The organism is Mycobacterium sp. (assembly GCF_035506235.1).
Lineage (GTDB): Bacteria > Actinomycetota > Actinomycetes > Mycobacteriales > Mycobacteriaceae > Mycobacterium.
Genome location: NZ_DATJPU010000248.1, coordinates 181,683 through 197,643, shown reverse-complemented (window position 1 = coordinate 197,643; position 15,961 = coordinate 181,683). Strand labels below are relative to the sequence as shown.

At 68.1% G+C, this 15,961-nt stretch carries 10 protein-coding genes, 2 pseudogenes and 1 riboswitch; of the genes and pseudogenes, 11 read left to right on the top strand and 1 reads right to left on the bottom strand.

All coding sequences use genetic code 11. The annotated features are described in order from the left end of the window. From VMD50_RS23155 to VMD50_RS23105, 11 genes and pseudogenes are all read left to right on the top strand, one after another. Window positions 1-143, top strand: a pseudogene (locus VMD50_RS23155) (type VII secretion protein EsxI); the annotation flags it as partial. A 106-nt stretch (window positions 144-249) separates the two neighbouring features. Continuing rightward, on the top strand, window positions 250-1,152 hold the full coding sequence (locus VMD50_RS23150) for an ESX secretion-associated protein EspG (protein WP_325431102.1): 903 nt from the start codon (window positions 250-252) through the stop codon (window positions 1,150-1,152). A 267-nt stretch (window positions 1,153-1,419) separates the two neighbouring features. After that, complete coding sequence (gene eccD, locus VMD50_RS23145; protein WP_325431100.1) at window positions 1,420-2,937, top strand: type VII secretion integral membrane protein EccD; 1,518 nt, start codon at window positions 1,420-1,422, stop codon at window positions 2,935-2,937. Continuing rightward, window positions 2,915-4,801, top strand: coding sequence for a S8 family serine peptidase (locus VMD50_RS23140; RefSeq protein ID WP_325431098.1), 1,887 nt, complete (start codon window positions 2,915-2,917; stop codon window positions 4,799-4,801). Before eccD ends, VMD50_RS23140 begins: the two co-directional genes overlap by 23 nt. Window positions 4,802-4,820: 19 nt before the next feature. After that, window positions 4,821-6,026 carry a type VII secretion protein EccE gene (gene eccE / locus VMD50_RS23135; RefSeq protein WP_325431096.1) on the top strand — a complete coding sequence of 402 codons (1,206 nt, stop codon included), beginning with the start codon at window positions 4,821-4,823 and terminating at the stop codon, window positions 6,024-6,026. Then, window positions 6,023-7,855 (top strand): type VII secretion AAA-ATPase EccA, encoded by a 1,833-nt coding sequence (gene eccA, locus VMD50_RS23130; protein WP_325431094.1) that lies wholly within the window; start codon window positions 6,023-6,025, stop codon window positions 7,853-7,855. Before eccE ends, eccA begins: the two co-directional genes overlap by 4 nt. Before the next feature lie 88 nt (window positions 7,856-7,943). Then, a riboswitch (M-box (ykoK) riboswitch) is annotated at window positions 7,944-8,121 on the top strand. A 439-nt stretch (window positions 8,122-8,560) separates the two neighbouring features. Next, window positions 8,561-9,772 (top strand): PPE family protein, encoded by a 1,212-nt coding sequence (locus VMD50_RS23125; protein ID WP_325431092.1) that lies wholly within the window; start codon window positions 8,561-8,563, stop codon window positions 9,770-9,772. Between the two features lie 982 nt (window positions 9,773-10,754). Next, window positions 10,755-12,071, top strand: a complete 1,317-nt coding sequence (locus VMD50_RS23120) for a PPE family protein (protein ID WP_325431090.1) — start codon at window positions 10,755-10,757, stop codon at window positions 12,069-12,071. 71 nt (window positions 12,072-12,142) lie between these two features. Further along, window positions 12,143-13,546: a PPE family protein gene (locus VMD50_RS23115; RefSeq protein ID WP_325431088.1), complete on the top strand. Its 1,404-nt coding sequence runs from the start codon at window positions 12,143-12,145 to the stop codon at window positions 13,544-13,546. 29 nt (window positions 13,547-13,575) lie between these two features. Further along, the gene (locus VMD50_RS23110) at window positions 13,576-13,899 is read left to right on the top strand and encodes a DUF732 domain-containing protein (RefSeq protein WP_325431086.1); all 324 of its coding nucleotides are present in this window, start codon (window positions 13,576-13,578) and stop codon (window positions 13,897-13,899) included. A 140-nt stretch (window positions 13,900-14,039) separates the two neighbouring features. After that, window positions 14,040-14,746, top strand: a pseudogene (locus VMD50_RS23105) (MgtC/SapB family protein). Window positions 14,747-14,751: 5 nt separating this feature from the next. Here the strand turns inward: VMD50_RS23105 and VMD50_RS23100 are convergent. Then, window positions 14,752-15,951, bottom strand: coding sequence for an NAD(P)/FAD-dependent oxidoreductase (locus VMD50_RS23100; protein WP_325431084.1), 1,200 nt, complete (start codon window positions 15,949-15,951; stop codon window positions 14,752-14,754). Between the last annotated feature and the right edge of the window lie 10 nt (window positions 15,952-15,961).

The following is a 15,961-nucleotide window of genomic DNA, read 5'->3' as shown; positions in this document are numbered from 1 at the left end:
TGGCCTGCCAGGAGTTCATCACCCAGTTGGGTCGCAACTTCCAGGTGATCTACGAGCAGGCCAACGCCCACGGCCAGAAGGTGCAAAGCGCCGGCAGCAACATGGCCAGCACCGACAGCGCCGTCGGGTCCAGCTGGGCCTAACTCGCAACTTCAGGCGCGGCAGCACACCACGATTCGGTGTGCTGCCGCGTCCTGCGGTTTCAGTAAACTTCGACCACTTCGACCACTTCGACCACTGAGGCTATTGATGGACCAACAGAGCACCCGCACCGACATCACCGTCAACGTCGACGGCTTCTGGATGCTCCAGGCGTTGCTCGACATCCGACACGTCGCGCCCGAATTGCGGTGCCGACCGTTCGTCTCCACCGACTCGAGCGATTGGCTCAACGAACACCCCGGCATGGCGGTGATGCGCGAGCAGGGCATCGTCGTCGGCGACGAGGTGCACGAGCAGGTTGCCGCTCGGATGCGGGTCCTCGCTGCGCCGGACCTCGAGGTCGTCGCCCTGCTGTCGCGGGGCAAGCTGCTCTATGGCGTCGTTGACGACGAGAACCAACCGCCCGGTTCGCGCGACATCCCCGACAACGAGTTCCGGGTGGTGCTGGCCCGCCGCGGCCAGCACTGGGTGTCGGCGGTGCGGGTCGGCAGCGACATCACCGTCGACGACGTCGCCGTCGCGGACAGCGCCTCCATCGCGTCGTTGGTGCTGGACGGTCTGGAGTCGATTCACCACGCGGAGCCCGCCGCGATCAACGCGGTCAACGTCCCGCTGGAGGAGATGCTGGAGGCGACGAAGTCCTGGCAGGAGTCCGGGTTCAACGTCTTTTCCGGCGGTGATCTGCGGCGGATGGGCATCAGCGCCGCCACGGTCGCCGCGCTGGGACAGGCTTTGTCGGACCCGGCGGCCGAGGTCGCGGTGTACGCGCGCCAGTACCGGGACGACGCCAAGGGCCCCAGCGCCTCAGTGCTGTCGCTGAAGGACGGGTCGGGCGGCCGCATCGCGCTCTACCAGCAGGCGCGCACCGCGGGCTCGGGCGAGGCGTGGCTGGCGATCTGCCCGGCCACCCCGCAACTGGTGCAGGTGGGCGTCAAAACCGTGCTGGACACGCTGCCTTACGGCGAGTGGAAAACGCATAGCAGGGTGTGACATCCGGGTGAAACGCAACCTTTACCGACGCTTTTGCCGACAACATGCGGGCGGGACGCGAAGACGGCATACTTCTCTAGAACCAGCAGCAAATCTTCAAAGCAGTGGCACCACAACTCCTTAGCGCAAGGCGAGGCAGATGAAATCCGAATTAGTCGAGCTGCACCTCTCAGGGGGCCGCAGCGCCGCGGCGAGTGAAGCGACCGAGGCTCCCGCGCATCTGGGGACACGGGGTTACACATTCACCATGGCAGGGGGTGTTGGGCGATGACCGCAGTAGGAGTAGCTGACGCCCTACAGGCAGACATTGAGGGAATCTCACAGCCTCGGGCGGTAGTCGTCGGCATCATGGCCGGCGAGGGCGTCCAGATCGGCGTTCTGCTGGACGCCAACGCCCCGGTCTCGGTGATGACCGACCCGCTGCTGAAGGTGGTCAACAGTCGGCTCAGGGAGCTCGGCGAGACCCCGCTGGAGGCCACCGGCCGTGGGAGGTGGGCGCTGTGCCTGGTTGACGGCACGCCCCTGCGGGCGACCCAATCCCTGACCGAGCAAGACATCTACGACGGCGACCGGTTGTGGATCCGGTTCCTGCCGGACACCGAGCACCGGTCGCAGGTCATCGAGCACATCTCGACGGCGGTCTCGGCAAACCTGAGCAAGCGCTTCGCCGCGATCGACCCGATCGTTGCCGTGCAGGTCGGCGCGTCGATGGTGGCCGTCGGCGTCACCGCGGCGGCGGGTTTGCTGGGCTGGTGGCGTTGGCATCACAACTCCTGGCTGCCCACGGTGTACGCCGCGATCATCGCCGCTATCGTGTTGACGGTCGCCATCCTGTTGGCAATGCGGGCGAAGACGCACTCGGACCGCCTGGTCGCCGACATCATGCTGCTGAGCGGCCTCGCGCCACTGACAGTGGCCGCGGCTTCGGCGCCGCCGGGCGGCGTCGGCTCCCCGCACGCGGTGTTGGGCTTCGGCGTGCTCGCGGTTGCCGCGGCGCTCATTCTGCGCTTCACCGGTCGACGGCTGGCCATCTATACCGCGATCGTCACCATCAGCGCGGTGGCGGCCGTCGCCAGCCTGGCGCGCATGGTCGCAAACACCAGCGCCGTCACGAACTTCACCTGCGTGGTGCTGGTGTGCGTGCTGGCCTACCAGGCCGCACCGGCGATCTCGCGCCGGTTGGCCGGCATCCGGCTGCCCGTCTTCCCGTCGGCCACCAGCCGCTGGGTGTTCGAGGCGCGACCGGACCTGCCCACCACGGTGGTGCGCCCCGACGGCGGCGCTCCGGTCCTGGAGGGTCCCGCGTCGGTCCGGGATGTGGTGCTGCAGGCCGAGCGCGCCCGCTCGTTCCTGACGGGTCTGCTGCTGGGACTCGGCGTGCTGATGGTGGTCTCGCTGACCGCGCTGGCGGATCCGCACACCTTCCAGCGCTGGCTGCCGCTCCTGCTGGCCGGTTTCTGCGCCGGCTTCCTGATGCTCCGCGGCCGCTCGTACGTCGACCGGTGGCAGGCGATCATCCTGGCGGGGACCTCCGTGCTGATCGTCACGGGAATAGTGGTGCGCTACGCGCTGGGGTTGCAGTCGCCGTTGGCGGTGTCGATCAGCGTGGCGATTCTGGTGCTGTTGCCGGCGCTGGGCATGACGGCCGCGGCGGTAGTGCCCAACACCATCTACAGCCCGCTGTTCCGCAAGCTGGTGGAATACGTCGAGTACCTGTGCCTGATGCCCATCTTCCCGTTGGCATTGTGGCTGATGAATGTCTATGCGGCGATCCGTTACCGCTAGCAGCAAGGTGTGGCGCGGTCGCGCATCGCGCGCGACCGTCGCCGCACTCTTGCTCACTTCAGGTGCGCTAGCCGGTCTGCCCCCGGCGTCCGCGATTTCCCCCCCGACGGTCGATCCGGCCGCTGTGCCGCCGGACGGTCCGCCGGGACCGCCGGCGCCGATGAAGCAGAACTCCTACTGCACCGAGGTCGGGGTCCTGCCGGGCACCGACTTCCGGTTGCAGCCGAAGTACATGGACATGCTCAACCTGCAGGAGGCGTGGCAATTCGGACGCGGCGCGGGGCAGAAGGTCGCCGTCATCGACACCGGGGTGACGCCACACCCGAGGTTTCCGCACCTGATTCCCGGCGGTGACTACATCATGTCCGGCGACGGGCTGTCGGACTGCGACGCGCACGGCACCATCGTCGCGTCGATGATCGGCGCGGCCCCGGCCAACGGCGCAGCGGCGCCGCCCGCGGCGCCGCGCAAGCCGGTCACGATCCCCACCACGGAGCCGCCCCCGAAAGCCCCGCCGCCGCAGACGGTGACCCTGTCGCCGCTGCCTCAGACAGTGACGATGGTGCCTCCGCCTCCCCAGTCTCCCCAGTCTCCCCAGTCTCCCCAGTCGGAAGCGCCCGCTCCGGGACCGTTCGGCGCGCCCCCCGCGCCGCAGGCACCGGCGGGACCGGCGGGACCGGCGGGACCGCCAGCACCGGCCGGCGCGCCGCCGGGACCCGGTCAGGCGCCGTCCGCCAACCACGGCGGCGGCACGGTGACGATACCCAGCTATTCGGGCGGCCGGCAGGTGATCGGCATCGACAACCCGGTCAACCCGACCGCGCCGCGCCCACTCGACCCGCCCAAACCGGCGCCGCCGCCGGGCGCGCCGTCGTCGCAGGCCCCCGACGCCTACAGCGGAATCGCCCCGGACGTCGACATCATCTCGATCCGGCAGTCCAGCCAGGCGTTCGGCCTCAAGGACGCCTACACCGGTGACGAGGATCCGCAGACGCGGGCAAAGGTCGACGATGTCGAGACGATGGCGCGGGCGATCGTGCACGCCGCGAACCTGGGCGCCACGGTCATCAACATCTCCGACGTGACCTGCATGAGCGCGCGCAACATCATCGACCAGCGCACGCTGGGCGCCGCGGTGCGCTACGCGGCCGTCGACAAGAACGTCGTCATCGTGGCCGCGGCCGGCGACACCAGCAAGAAGGACTGCAAGCAGAACCCGGCCTTCGATCCCATGCAGCCCAAAGACCCCCGCGACTGGAGCGGTGTCAGCACGGTGGTGACTCCGTCGTGGTACAGCGACTACGTCCTGACGGTCGGCGCGGTCGACACCGAGGGCCGGCCGCTCACCCAAGGCGGCGGACAGGGTTCGACGAGCGTCGCCGGACCGTGGGTGGGAATCGCCGCGCCGGGCACCGACGTCATCGGGCTCTCGCCCCGGGACGACGGCCTGATCAACGCCATCGACGGCCCGGACAACTCGCTGCTGGTCCCGGCCGGCACCAGCTTCTCGACCGCGATCGTGTCCGGGGTGGCCGCCCTGGTTCGCGCGAAGTATCCGCAGCTATCGGCGATTCAGGTCATCAACCGCCTGGAACGCACCGCCAGGGCGCCGGCGCGCGGGGTGGACAACCAGGTCGGATACGGTGTGATCGACCCGGTGGCGGCGCTGACCTGGGACGTCCCCGACGGCCCGGCAAAGCCGCCGCAGCAACTGTCGGCACCCCTGAACATCCCGAAAGCGGCCCCGCACCGCGATATGGTGCCAGTATGGGTGGCAGCCGGAGGGTTGTTCGCGGCCTTGCTGATCGGCGGCGCCGTGTTCGGGGTAGCGGTGTTCATCAAGCGAACACGGAAGCAGCAATGAGGTCGGAGCAGCAATAGTAATGAAGGCGCAGCGCAGTTTTGGACTGTCTTTGTCGTGGCCGCGGGTCACCGCGGTGTTTTTGGTCGACATCCTGATCCTGTTGGTGGCGAGTCACTGCCCGGCCTCGTGGCAGGGTGAGCACCACATCGCCTTCTGGGTGGGTGTCTGCCTGGCGTCTGTGGTGACGCTCCTGTCGCTGGTCACCCACCACGGGCTCACGGTGACCTCGGGCCTGGCCAGGTGGCTGTGGGACTGGTCCGCCGACCAGGGCACCGCGCTGACGGCGGGATGCACGCCCGCGATCGACCACCAGCGCCGGTTCGGGCGCGACAAGGTCGGCGTACGCCAGTACGAAGGCCATCTGGTGAGCGCGATCGCGGTCGACGGCGGGGAGGAGGACCCCTCCGGGCGCCACCGGCACAGGACGACGGCCGGCATCCTGCCCGTGCAGGCGGTCGCTGATGGCCTGCGGCAGTTCGATATTCACCTGGACGGCATCGACATCGTCTCTGTGAAGGTCCGGCGCGGCGGCCGTGAAGTCGGAGCGGCGGAGAAGTCCAAACTGGACGACTGGGGTCCCGAGGAGTGGGGGTTGGTGAGCGACGAGCCCACCTCGTACGTACGCCGCACCTGGCTGGTGCTGCGGATGAACCCGCAGCGCAACGTCGCCGCCGTGGCGGCCCGCGATTCGCTCGCATCGACGCTGGTGGCGGCCACCGAGCGGCTCGCCCAGGACCTCGACGGCCAAACGTGTGTGGCCAAGCCGTTGACCGCCGACGAACTCGCCGAGGTCGACAGCGCTGTGCTGGCCGACCTGGAACCGACCTGGAGCCGTCCCGGATGGCGGTACCTCAAGCACTTCAACGGGTTCGCCACCAGCTTCTGGCTGACGCCGTCGGACATCACCACCGAAACGCTGGAAGACTTGTTCCTGCCCGACGTGGGGGCCGCCGTGATCACGATCCGGCTCGTCACCAGCGGCGGCCGGCCCCAACTGGCGGCGTGGGTGCGCTACCACAGCGAGAGCCGGCTTCCCAGGAATGTTTCCTCGGAACTCAACCGCCTCACCGGCCGCCAACTGGCGGCGGTACGCGCCAGCCTGCCCGCCCCGACGGCTCACCCGCTCCTGGTCGTGCCCAGCCGTCCGTTGCTCGACGACGAAGATCTGGTGCTGTCGGTCGGTCAGGTCCAGGAGAGCGCAGCGAGCGTGCCCGCAGCGCAATGACGCGGCCGCAATCAACCGCCGAAGACGCCCGTAACGCCATGGTCGCCGGCCTTTTGGCGTCCGGGATCTCGGTCAACGGGCTGCAGCCCAGCCACAACCCGCAGGTTGCTGCTCAGATGTTCAACACGGCGACCGCGCTCGACCCGGGAATGTGCGATGCCTGGCTGGCGCGGATGCTGGCTGGGGAGCAGAACCTCGACGTGCTCGCCGGCGCGTGGGCGTCGGTCAGGACGTTCGGCTGGGAAACCCGCCGCCTCGGCGTCACCGATCTGCAGTTTCGGCCCGAGGTTTCCGACGGGTTGTTCTTGCGCCTGGCCGTCACCAGCGTGGAGTCGCTGGCGTGCGCCTATGCCGCCGTCCTCGCCGAGGCGAAACGGTATGAGGAGGCGGCGAAGCTGCTCGACGGCGTCGAGCCCCGGCACCCGTTCGACGAGGAAGTGGTCAACTACGTGCGGGGCGTGCTGTACTTCCGCACCGGGCGTTGGCCGGACGTGCTCGTCCAGTTCCCCGAGGGGAAGACCTGGCGGCACCCCGAGTTGAAGGCCGCGGGCGCCGCGATGGCGACCACCGCGCTGGCGTCCCTGGGAGTCTTCGAGGAGGCCTTCCGGCGCGGCGAGGCCGCCGTCGAGGGCGACCGGGTTCCGGGGGCGGCCAACGTCGCTCTGTACACCCAGGGCATGTGCCTGCGGCACGTCGGCCGCGAGGAGGAGGCCGTCGAGCTGTTGCGCCGGGTGTACTCGCGGGATCCGAAGTTCACCCCGGCCCGGGAAGCGCTGGACAACCCGAACTATCGGCTGATACTGACCGACCCGGAGACGATCGAGGCCCGCACGGACCCGTGGGATCCGGACAGCGCGCCCACCCGCGCCCAAACCGAGGCGGCCCGCCACGCCCAGGAGGCCGCAAGGTACCTGGCCGAAGGCGACGCCGAGCTCAACGCGATGCTGGGCATGGAACGGGCCAAGCGGGAAATCAAGCTCATCAAGTCGACGACGAAGGTCAACATGGCCCGGGCCAAGATGGGGCTGCCGGTGCCGGTGACGTCTCGTCACACCTTGCTCCTGGGGCCGCCCGGAACCGGCAAGACGTCGGTGGCGCGCGCCTTCACCAAACAGCTGTGCGGGCTCACGGTGTTGCGCAAGCCGCTGGTGGTCGAGACGAGCCGCACCAAGCTGTTGGGCCGTTATATGGCCGACGCGGAAAAGAACACCGAGGAGATGCTCGAGGGCGCTTTGGGCGGAGCGGTCTTCTTCGACGAGATGCACACCCTGCACGAGACCGGTTATCACCAAGGCGACCCTTACGGCAACGCGATCATCAACACGCTCCTGCTCTACATGGAGAACCATCGCGACGAGCTGGTGGTGTTCGGCGCCGGCTATGCCAAGGCCATGGACAAGATGCTCGAGGTGAATCAGGGTCTGCGACGGCGCTTTTCGACCGTGATCGAGTTCTTCAGCTACACGCCGGAAGAGCTGCTCGCGCTGACCAAGCTGATGGCCCGCGATAACGAAGACATCGTCGCCGACGAAGAGGTCGAGGTGTTGTTGCCGTCGTACACCAAGTTCTACCTCGACGAGAGCTATTCGGAAGACGGGGACCTGATCCGCGGCATCGACACGCTCGGCAACGCCGGCTTCGTTCGCAACGTGGTGGAAAAGGCCCGCGATCACCGCAGCTTCCGCCTGGACGACGAGGACCTCGACGCGGTGCTGGCCAGCGATCTCACCGACTTCAGCGAGGCCCAGCTGCTCCGGTTCAAGGAACTGACCCGCGATGACCTGGCCGAGGGGCTCAACGCCGCGGTGGCCGAGAAGAAGACGGGCTAACCACCGCCTCCGTCGCAAGTGTGATCTGTTGCAAGCACGTGGCAGTTAGGCTTGACTGACCTACGCTTGGATGCCACGATGGCCTCTGCAAGCACCTCGCTAGGTGAGGCGTCTGCACGGACACAGGCCACTGACCTCGAACGTCGAAAGACGCCCAGGGTCAGGACAGCTCCTCCCGGATTAAGGGTTGAGCCCAAGTGGCTTCCAGCTCCCGATCGAGCCGGATACGCCGTGCGGTGCCAAAGCTCTGACGAGAGGGGTGCGGTGTCCGGGTGTTCTGCCCCGGCCCTCCTCCCCGTGTGCATGCGTGCAAGTGAAGGGCATCCCCGTGTGCCAAGGCCGTGAGGAGGTGAGAGCGAAATGAGTCCCGACGACAGTCCGTATCCCAGATCGACCATTTCGTTTCGATCCGGCCCCGGCCCCTTTGTGACAGTCTGAACGGCTCGCCCGACAGGCCTCCTCCGCACGAGTCCGCCACGCGGACTGCGGCTTCGGCGTGCGCGGAAAGTAGCCAGAACTGGCCAGGCGGCTCGGGATCGGCCCCTTTCCGTGAGGAGAAGTCCGATGTCGTTTGTCATGGCGCGCCCAGAGGCGCCGGCAAGCGCTGAGGTATCAGCCTTGGCCGCAACACAATCCAACGCCCACGCCGCAGTCGCGCACGCGGCGGGCGAGGCGACCGCAGTGAGGTAGGAGAGGAGGCCGACGATGACCCTGGCACTGGACTTCGCGACGCTTCCGCCCGAAGTGAACTCCGGTCGGATGTATTCCGGGGCGGGTTCGGGCCCGATGCTGGCCGCCGCGTCGGGATGGCACGCACTGGCTGCCGAAATGCGTTCTACCGCACTGTCTTACGGGTCGGTGCTGTCGACACTCACCGGTGAAGAATGGCTTGGCCCGGCGTCGGTGTCAATGGCGGCGGCGGCCGCGCCGCATGTGGCGTGGTTGGGCACGACGGCCGAGCAGGCCGAGCAGACCGCCGCACAGGCCGAGGCCGCCGCGGCGGCCTATGAGGCCGCGTTCGCGGCCACGGTGCCCCCGCCGGTGATCGCGGCCAACCGCGCCCAGCTGATGGCGCTGATCGCCACCAACATCCTGGGTCAGAACACCCCGGCGATCGCGGCCACCGAAGCCCAGTACGCCGAGATGTGGGCCCAGGACGCCGCGGCGATGTACGGCTATGCCGCCTCCTCGGCGATCGCCACCCAACTGAGCCCGTTCACCGACCCGCAGGCGACCACCGGCCCCGGCGGGCCCACCGCCCAGTCCAGCGCGGTGGCCCAGGCCGTCGCCACCCCGGCCGGGACCCAGCAGAACACGCTGGCGCAGCTGATGTCGACGCTGCCCACCACCCTGCAGGGCCTGTCCTCGCCGGCGTCGTCCTCGTCGCCGGCGACGGAGCTCTTGGGCCTGCTGACCGGGTCCGGGTCGGGATCATCGGCGCTCGACAACCTCTGGGCGGAGTGGGGGCCCGACGCCAACCTGTGGAACACCGTTTTCTCCTCGGGGTTCTACATGCCTAGCAACACCATGGCCCCGTTCCTGGGACTGCTGAGTGGGCAAGGCGCGGGCGACGCGGTCGGCGAGGCGGCGGGGCAGGCCGCCGGTGGTGCGCTCGGTGAGGCCGCGGCCGGCCCGGTCGGGGGCATCGGTGGTCTCGGCAGCCCCGTCGCGGCGGCCCTCGACCACGCTCCGATGATCGGCGCGATGTCGGTGCCGCCGAGCTGGACCGCGCCCGCGCCGCTGGCCGGCCCGCTGGCCTCGGCGCTGGGAGGCACGCCCATCGTGCCGCCCCCGGCGATGGCAGCCGGCATGCCCGGAATGCCGATCGGGACCGCGGCCGCCCAACCATACGGGCGCGCCGTGCCGCAGTACGGCTTTCGTCCCACTTTCGTTGCGCGCCCGCCAGCCGCCGGATAGGGGCGGGAGCTTACGCCGCCTCACAAGCGATGCAGGGGCGAAATGAGCTTCCCGCAACCTTGCGGACACGCCCCGCACGCTCAGCGGCCGGCTAGGCGCCGCCTCCTAGCACCAGGAACGGCATGCGCCCGCCTCACAGAAAATCCCCAGCAGCTAATCAGCGTTGTGGCAGCTATCGATGCGTACTCTGGGTGAAATCCAGGGGAGAACCGCATGACGATCAGCCATCAATTTGGCGATGACGCCGCCGTCGCCGCCACGATCCGGGCCCGGCCCGCGACGCTGGGCCAGGCGGGCGCCCGTTCGGCGGCGGGCAAAAGGTGCAGACCGCCGGCAGCAAAATGGCCGGCACCGAAGCGGGATGGGCTTTAGCGGCGCGCAAACGGCATTCCGACAAATTAACGGGTGGTGCATGAGCCAACACATGAACCACATATTGGCGAACTCAAATGCAGCCTTTTCGCCGCCCGATGTTGCGTATCGCAATTACGATGAATTGACGTCTGTGCATTAATGTCCGGGTGGTAATCGGCGCGTACAAACCGAGGTTGCACGCCGTCAATTGCCCAAAACTGCAACAATTTATCGGCGCTTTCTGGATAGTTGCTGAGAATTGGCTATAAACCTGCTGCAGAACGTGTTTGATACAGCCAGGCGTTAGCTGATCGGCAGCGCACTCACAGCGACAGGGACCTTCTGAGACGCGTTGTTTACGTTAGCCTTACATCGCCGGAACACGCGACAAATACCTTCCAATCACGATGAGCTTTATCGTGGGCAGCGGGGCCTAAGGCTGGGCGGTTGCGCGCGCGGCTTCATTTACCGGTTAGCGGAGCGGGGTTTGTTGTCTTCGAACAAGTTGAATCAATCCGTGGATTCAGCGCCGGATTCCATGGATTCCATTAGAGCTACGGCGCGGTTGCGACCATGGCTAACATGCCGCGCCTACCATGGCGGCCACTTAGGGGATCGGAGGGAATAGATGTTCGATTTCGGGGCGCTACCACCGGAGATCAACTCCGGCCGGATGTATGTCGGCGCCGGGGCGGGGCCGATGCTGGCAGCCGCGGCGGCCTGGGACGAATTGGCGACGGAGTTGCAGTCGACGGCGGCCTCCTACGGCTCCACGATCGAGAACCTCGCAGCCGGGCCCTGGACGGGGCCGTCCTCGATCGCGATGGCGGCAGCGGCCACCCCATACGTGGCGTGGATGAGTGCGACGGGCGCCCAGGCCGAAGAGGCGGCCACCCAGGCCAAGATCGCCGCCGGCGCCTACGAGACGGCGTTCGCCGCCACGGTGCCCCCGCCGGTGATCGCGGCCAACCGCGCCCTGCTCATGGCGTTGATCGCCACCAACTTCCTGGGTCAGAACACCCCGGCGATCGCGGCCACCGAAGCCCAGTACGCCGAGATGTGGGCGCAGGACGCCGCCGCGATGTACGGCTATGCGGCCTCGTCGGCGACCGCGTCACAGCTGACGCCGTTCACCGAGCCGCCGCAGACCACCAGCAGCGCCGCGCCGGCCGCCCAAGCCGCCGCCGTGACCCAGTCCACCGGCACACCGGCCGCGTCGATAGGCACGCAGCTGTCCCAATTCATGACCTATGTGCCGACTTTTCTGCAAAACCTGGCGACGACCGTCACGTCGCCAACGGCGCCAACGGCGACGACGGGAAACCTGTTGTCGGGCCTGAACTTGCCGCAGCTGGCAACGCTGCCGACGTTGCCGACGGGACTATCGGGCGACCTCACCGCCTGGAACAACATCACCAGCACCATTACCTCCGGGCCCTACTCCCTCCAGGGCCTCGCCTCCATACCCGGTGGTCCGTTCCTGTCCTTCGGCCAGGCATACGCCTGGGGACAGAACGGGCAGGGAGCCGCCGCCTACCTGGCCGGCCCCAAAGCCATCAGCGGGGCGCTGGCGCCCCTCACGCAAGGCGGCGCTGCGGTGAAGCTGAGTTCCGCTGTCGGTGCGCCGGTATCGGGATCCATGGGCAAGGCTGCCTTGGTGGGCAGCATGTCGGTGCCGGAGGGCTGGACGCAAGCCGCACCGGCGATCAAAACGCTCGCCCAGGTGCTGCCCGCCAACGCCGCAGCCGCGCCGCTGGCGTCGCTCACGGGCGAGGAGGGCGTCTTCAGCCAGATGGCGCTGTCGAGCCTGGCCGGTCGGGCCGTCGGGGCCGCCGCGTTCCACTCCGGGGGTGGCGCTGGTGCCGCGCTCGGCTCCGTGGGCGGTGTCATCGAGGCCGATCCCGCCGCAGCCACCATCATCGTCATTCCCGTGGTGGAGGAATGACGGCAGTGACAGCAACCAACTCGACAGCACCGTCCACCCGGGCGCGAACGACCAGGCAAGGGGTATAGACGATGTTTTACGGAGCTTTTCCGCCGGAGTTCAACTCGGGGCGGATGTACGCCGGGCCCGGATCGGAGTCACTGCGGGCGGCCGCCACGGCCTGGGATGGACTGGCCAGCGAACTGCAGTCCACGGTGTCCTCGTATTCCTCAGCGGTCGACACCCTGACCAGTGGACCGTGGGTGGGTCCGTCATCGGTCAATATGGTGGCAGCGATCACGCCGTACCTGGCCTGGATGCAGGGCACCGCCGCGCAGGCCGCCGACGCCGCCACCCGGGCCACCGCCGCCGCAACCGCCTACGAGACGGCGTTCGCCGCCCACGTGCCGCCGGCGGAGATCGCCGCCAACCGCAGCCAACTGGCGTCGCTGGTGGCTACCAACGTCTTCGGTCAGAACACCCCCGCGATCGCTGCCACAGAAACCCAATACGCCGAAATGTGGGCGCAAGACGCCGTTGCGATGGACAACTACCTCGTTTCGTCGGCGACCGCGTCCAATGTGACGCCGTTCAATGAGCCGCCACAGACGACCAACGCCGCGGGCACAGCGACGCAAGCCGCCGCGGTGACTCAAGCCGCTGCTACCCCGGCCGGGACGGTGGGGAACCTCTTGTCGGCAGCGGCTAACCCGCTCACAGACGCCAACCCGATACTGCAAGGCTTGTCGAACCTTGCCACCGACTACACGGACACCATGAACGGGCTGTTGAACTCGCTGTTCGGGTCCGGCGCGAGCACGCTTTATTCAAACCTCTACAACGCCATAAAGGTTCCGCTTGGCTTCACAACGGGCTTCAACGACATTGGCTTGCTGATCAACTTCCCGGTGTCGCAGTTCCTGAAGTTCGCCCCACCCGTCGCGTACGGGGCACTCCCGAAGGACGCGCTGGGCGCCGGGCTGGGGGCGTTGGGCTTCGGACGGGGCACCCTGTACAGCGCGGTGTCGGCGGGGATGGGCAACGCCGGCACGCTGGTCGGGAAGTTGTCGGTCCCGCCGAGCTGGGCAACGGCCACCCCGGCCATCAGGACGGTGGCGGCCGCACTGTCGGCGGCCGGGCCGGACGCCGTTCCGGCGGCCGCGCTCGGCGCAGGCGGGCTGCTCAGCTCGATGTCGGTGGCGGGAATGATCGGCAGCGCCCTGGGCGCCGGGGGCCCCGACGCTTTGAGCCGCGCCGGGGTTCGCGGCCGCGTCAAACCGATCAAAGACCTCAAAGACGCGACGTCGCCCGAGAAGCTCAAGCGTCTGGTGGCACAGATATCGGAAAAACCCGAGAGCGTGCAGCACCACAACGTCGACCAGGAGGGCCTCGACGCGTTGCTCGAGCAGCTGGCGAAGAAACCCGGCATTCACGCAGTGCACCTGAGAAAGGGCGACACGCCGCAAGTCGTGCCGTCCGACGCGCAAATGGGTTAGGACGCAGAGTAATTGGGAGAGCGATGAAGATGAGACTGTTACTGGCAGCCGTTGGCGTCGCGGCGGCAATCGGGTTCGCCGCGCCCGCCTACGCGGATCCGCCCCCTCCGCCGCAAGGTGACGACGGGGGATTCCTCGCCGCTTTGCAGCAGGTCGGCATCCACTATTCGGCTCCCGACGCGGCGGTCGCGTCGGGCAAAGCGGTGTGCACGTGCCTGAACAACGGCGAATCGGGTCTGGAGCTCGTCCACGACGTGAAGACCCGCAATCCCGGAATGGACATGGAAAACGCGTCCAACTTCGCGATGATTGCCGCGAAGTTCTACTGTCCGCAACAGCTCTCGAAGTCGTAGCGCGAGGCGCCCCGCCCGCCCGGCGGTTTCGCGAACGTGGCCATCGGGCAACCGGATTGGCTCGCGTCTACCTCCCGTTCACCTGCAAGTGGTTAGCTGCCGCCGACCAGCGCCGCGAACCGGGGGAGGAGTGCGGTCTCATGCAGACGCTGAGCGTCGCCGATTTCGCCCTCCGGCTCGCCGTCGGGGTGGGCTGTGGCGCCTTGATCGGGCTGGAGCGGCAATGGCGAGCCCGACGAGCCGGCCTGTGCACCAACGCGCTGGTCGCCGCCGGGGCGACCCTGTTCGTGCTGTACGCGGTCGCCACCGAGGACACCAGCCCGACGCGAGTCGCGTCGTATGTGGTGTCCGGCATTGGTTTTCTCGGCGGCGGGGTGATCCTGCGCGAGGGCGTCAACGTCCGCGGGCTCAACACCGCGGCCACCCTGTGGTGCTCGGCGGCGATCGGCGTGCTGGCGGCGTCGGGACACATGGTCTTCACTTTGATCGGCACCGGAACCGTCATCGCCATTCACCTGTTCGGGCGTCCACTCTGCCGGCTGATCGACCGCGACAACACCGACGACGAAGACGAAAGCCTGCAGCCCTTCCTGGTGCAGGTTATTTGCCGCCCAAAAACCGAAAAGTACGCCGCGCGCAAATCGTGCAACGCACCAGCGGCAATGACATGACGCTGCGCGGCATCCACACCGGGCCGACCAGCGACGACGAAACCACACTGACCGCTCATCTGCTCATGGACGGCCACACCCCCGCCAAACTCGAGCGGTTGGTGGCCGAACTGTCGCTGCAGCCGGGAGTGCGTGCGGTGCACTGGTACGCCGGCGATCAAGTGCAGTCCGACTGACCCGATCAGGGTCGGGTTTGCAGTTCAGGTGCGGCGGCGGCCAGCAGCTCCTCGCGGCTGCCGGTCAGCGGTGGGTAGATGCGGCGGGTGTTGATGGTCTGCTTGGTGGTCTTGGCCTCCGCCCCCGTCGAGACCACCAGCCGGTCCCACCCCTCGGTGTACACGGCGCCGGCCGGGCCGAGATCGAGAACCGTGACATACCAAGGAATTCGAAGGACCAGCATCGGCTCGTCGAACAGGTCGCTGATGACGTTGTAGCCGGCGTAGCGGCCCATCGGGCGCCCGTGCTGGCACGACATCACCGACAGGTGCTGGTCGTCCATGCGCGCCGCGGCAACGTCACCCGCGGCGAAAACCGAGGGCACCCCGACGACCCGCAGGTAATCGTCGACCCGCACCCGGCCCAGCCGGTCGCGCGGCACCGGCAGCTGCTCGGTCAGCGAGCTGGCGCGCATGCCGGCGCACCACACCACGGTGCCCGCCGCAAGCCGCTCGCCCGAGGACAGCGACACCCCGCCCCGGGTGACCTCGGTGACGCCGACCGCCGTTCTGGTCTCAACGCCGTTGTGCGACAAGGCTTGTTCGATCACCGGACGCGCCGATGCACCCATGTCGGACCCCACCGCGGGATTGCGGTCGATCAGAATCACCCGGGGGGTGACGGTTGCGCGTGAAAAAACGGCGCGCAGCCGCTCCGGCAGCTCGCAGGCCGCCTCGATGCCGGTCAGCCCGGCCCCGACCACGACGACGGTGGCCGCCGCCGGCGTCGGCGCATCCTCGGCGAGCTCGCGCAGGTGCCGCTGCAGCGCGAGGGCGCCGTCGTGGGTGTCGACGTCGAAGGCGAACTCCCGCAGCCCCGGTATTTCGGGTTTGAGCACGCGGCTGCCCGACGCCAGCACCAGGCGGTCATAGCCGAAGGTCGCACCGCCCGATGTGGCGACGGTGCGGGCGCCGGTGTCGATGGCGGTCACCTCGGCGGCGACGTGCGCAACGCCGACGGGATCGAGCAGGTCGGCGAGCGGGATGCGGCAGGCGCTCAGGTCGGTCTCGTAGTTGCGCACCCGGATGTCGTGGAAGGGCTGGGCGCTCAACACGGTGATATCGACCGCGCCCGCCGGCACGGCGAGCTCGTCGAGTCGCCGGGCGGCGCCGAGCGCCGCCCATAGACCCGCGAAGCCCGCGCCGATCACCACCACAGCGGTCAAGTGCTCAACA

Coding starts and splice junctions, on each gene's coding strand:
- VMD50_RS23150 (WP_325431102.1), top strand. CDS start 250: ATGGACCAACAGAGCACCCGCACCGACATCACCGTCAACGTCGACGGC.
- eccD (WP_325431100.1), top strand. CDS start 1,420: ATGACCGCAGTAGGAGTAGCTGACGCCCTACAGGCAGACATTGAGGGA.
- VMD50_RS23140 (WP_325431098.1), top strand. CDS start 2,915: ATGCGGCGATCCGTTACCGCTAGCAGCAAGGTGTGGCGCGGTCGCGCA.
- eccE (WP_325431096.1), top strand. CDS start 4,821: ATGAAGGCGCAGCGCAGTTTTGGACTGTCTTTGTCGTGGCCGCGGGTC.
- eccA (WP_325431094.1), top strand. CDS start 6,023: ATGACGCGGCCGCAATCAACCGCCGAAGACGCCCGTAACGCCATGGTC.
- VMD50_RS23125 (WP_325431092.1), top strand. CDS start 8,561: ATGACCCTGGCACTGGACTTCGCGACGCTTCCGCCCGAAGTGAACTCC.
- VMD50_RS23120 (WP_325431090.1), top strand. CDS start 10,755: ATGTTCGATTTCGGGGCGCTACCACCGGAGATCAACTCCGGCCGGATG.
- VMD50_RS23115 (WP_325431088.1), top strand. CDS start 12,143: ATGTTTTACGGAGCTTTTCCGCCGGAGTTCAACTCGGGGCGGATGTAC.
- VMD50_RS23110 (WP_325431086.1), top strand. CDS start 13,576: ATGAGACTGTTACTGGCAGCCGTTGGCGTCGCGGCGGCAATCGGGTTC.